This window comes from Microcystis sp. LE19-84.1B (assembly GCF_027531875.1).
GTDB classification, from domain to species: Bacteria; Cyanobacteriota; Cyanobacteriia; order Cyanobacteriales; family Microcystaceae; genus Microcystis; species Microcystis panniformis.
This window is the reverse complement of sequence record NZ_JAPZSR010000263.1, coordinates 1-2,979: the sequence shown is the minus strand read 5'-3', so window position 1 is coordinate 2,979 and position 2,979 is coordinate 1. Positions and strand designations below refer to the sequence as shown.

Annotated in this window: 2 protein-coding genes; both read left to right on the top strand. The window is 38.3% G+C overall.

From position 1 onward, the window contains the following. The first annotated feature begins 94 nt into the window (after window positions 1-94). Entirely contained in the window at window positions 95-2,134 is a 2,040-nt protein-coding gene (locus O9324_RS15365; RefSeq protein WP_353851722.1) for an aminotransferase class III-fold pyridoxal phosphate-dependent enzyme, read from the top strand. 51 nt (window positions 2,135-2,185) lie between these two features. After that, window positions 2,186-2,767 carry a hypothetical protein gene (locus O9324_RS15360; RefSeq protein ID WP_287684087.1) on the top strand — a complete coding sequence of 194 codons (582 nt, stop codon included), beginning with the start codon at window positions 2,186-2,188 and terminating at the stop codon, window positions 2,765-2,767. Window positions 2,768-2,979: the final 212 nt, after the last annotated feature.

Genomic DNA, 2,979 nt, shown 5'->3' with positions numbered 1-2,979 from the left:
TTAAGTCGCAGTAAACGGGACTGATGAGATATCTAGATAGTGTCCTCGATTCAAGCGGCCATGTCTAGCCCCTAGCCCCCACAGCTTAAACTGTCTGGTTTGTCAAGTACAATTTATACAAAATAAGTGCGATTGCCCTGCCTCATTAGTTCCTGAATTATGTACTAATAATATGCTAGTGATGGAATTTATCGAGGGAATTCCGGGTAAAGAATCTGAGCGCTGTCATCTCCCCCCTCAACCACTCGCTCGCCGTTTTCAAGAAACCATTTATACCATGTTATATTTAGATGGTATTTGTCATGGCGATCCTCACCCTGGCAATCTCTTTTTTACCGAAGACGGCAAAATTATTTTAGTTGACTTTGGTATTACCGTAGAGTTAAGCGAAGATGAAAAATGGGGGTTATCTTCTTTTTATTATGCCTGTACTCGTAAAGAATGGGAGTTAGCCGTTGAACGGTTTACCGAACATTTTGTCATCAAAAAAGAGCAGGTTTTTGAGCGTTGGTCTGATTATCACCAAGAAATCGAGGCCGTTTTAATAAAGCACTTTAATGCTCAAACAGAACGGTGGTCAACCATTAGTTACTTCCAAGATGTTAATCAAGTTTTAAAGCGATATCAAGCTGAATATACGACAAACTTTACGAAAGTTGAATTAGTTTTTCTTTCTTGTGAAGGATTTGCTAGTCAAATTGACCCAGAAATTGATATTTGGGCGAATGCTCAAAAATTCACAGATCGCTATTCTCCTTACATGAATCCTAAGGTTAAACATAACTTTGATATTTATTTTGCTGAGGCTAATCCTCAAGCCTTAGCTTTACGAGATCGGGCAAAAAATGCTCTGGTTGCTCCCACTCACTTAGACCGTTATTTCTTCCCTAGCACTTATCCTTTATTTGTTAAAGAAGCAAAGGGGTCTCATTTAATTGATGTTGATGGTAAAAAATATGTTGATCTCGCTTGTGGATATGGCCCTCATATTTTGGGTTACAGTCATCCCGTGATTAATCAAAGTTTAACGGAAGCCATTCTTAACGGGGGTGTAAATGCGATGGGAACACTCCCCGAAATTGAATTAGCAGAGGCTATTGTTGAAGCCCTACCCGGTGCAGAAAAGGCGATATTTTCCAATTCAGGCACAGAATCAATTTTGCAAGCGATTCGATTATGTCGAGCTTATCGTCATCGGGATCGAGTGGCTAAATTTGAAGGTCATTATCATGGATTTTCTGATCAAGGCATGGTGAGTTCTTGGTTTCGCTTTACAGGAAACAAAGAAGCCCCTGAACCCATTAAGGGAACCTTAGGCAGTCATTCAGAAATCGTCAAAAATACCTTGGTTTTACAATATGCCCATCAAGCGAGTTTACAAAGATTGCGAGAACAAGCAGACAGTCTCGCTTGTGTGATCTGTGAACCCATGCCAACGGCACTTGCTGATTACGATCTAGAATTTTTAACGAAACTCCGAGAGATTTGTGACCAATTTGATTTACCATTAATCTTTGATGAAGTAGTCTCAGGTTTTCGAGTTACTTATGGAGGAGTACAAAATTTAACAGGAATTGTTCCTGATTTAACTTGTTTGGGTAAAATCATTGGTGGAGGATTGCCGGGAGGATGTGTTTCTGGAAAAGAACGACTGATTAATATTGCCAAAAGTTCGGAAGATCCCTTTCGCGATTATGAAAGTAAAGTGTTTGTAGGAGGAACAATGAGCGGGAATTCGTTGACCTGTACGGCTGGTTTAGCTGCATTAAGTTATTTAAAATTACATCCTGAAATCTATACTCGTTTGGCGGAACAAACTGAGTGGTTAGCTCACCAACTAAAAACCATTGCAGAGGCTCATCAAGTTCCTTTTCAAGTGAAAGCCAATCGTTCTATTTTTTCTCTAACTTTTAGCTATAAAAAAGCTCAATTTTATCGAGAAAAACAAGCAGGAAGCAATTTTAAAGCGAATTTAGCTCTTGCTTATTATATGCGAAAGTATGGGGTTTATATGCCTGAACTTCATACTTTAATGTTGAATGATGCCCATTCTCAAGAAGACTTAGAAACGGTTATTCAAGCCTTTGATAACAGTCTTTATGAAATGGTTAAAGATGGCTTTTTTGTTCTCTAGAATCATCTAGGTTACTTGTTTTCTTTATTAATTTTAGCAGGAATTCCCAGAATGAATACACTCAATAGTAATCTGAAAAAGCCCAGAAAAGGACTATTAGGAAGTTGGGATATGGTGGTCGGTCCCGGTATGTCTTTTCAAGAAACATGGATTTGTCTTATTCCGACCCTTTTAGCCACTGTCTTGATTCCTATTTATGCCATAATTAATCATTTTGGCTGGAATATTTGGCAATTATTAATCATGGCTTTTCTGGCCTTTGATTTGGTAGGAGGAGCTATTGTTAATGTCTCAGAGACCACAAAATGTTGGCATCATTCTCCTCAACACAATTGGCGTTATCACTATGGATTTATTGCGATTCATCTGCATCCTTTTTTGGTGGCATGGCTTTATGGAGGAAGTTGGCCAGAAGCCACCATCGCTTATGGCTATTTACTAATAGCAACCCCCTTGATCTTATTTGTTCCTTGTCGTCTGCAAAAATCAATAGCAATTACCCTATATTTAGGAGGATTAGTTTTATCTCATTATCTATTTCAAGGAATTGAGGGAATGGGTTGGTTTCTTCCGGTTTATTTTCTTAAGTTGTTTGTTAGTTATCTTCCAGAAGACTCTAATCGGTCTCTGTAGTAGAATACTCTATAGGAATTCTTTTTTTGGGAATCCCATTTTGGAAAAAACGTACCTAAAATAGGATTTACGGCTCTTCGTTACTTGTTATGGTTCGATAGGGGGGCATAAATCGACTAAATCCTTATCTGGCAAGAGACTTAATTGATTAGTTCGCTCTAGATAAAAAACAATTGACAAAAATCGCTAAATGCCTTTCTATATAAGGGTTC

What these genes read in the sequence shown, in the direction of transcription:
- O9324_RS15360 (WP_287684087.1), top strand. Translation starts at nt 2,186, where the DNA reads ATGAATACACTCAATAGTAATCTGAAAAAGCCCAGAAAAGGACTATTA.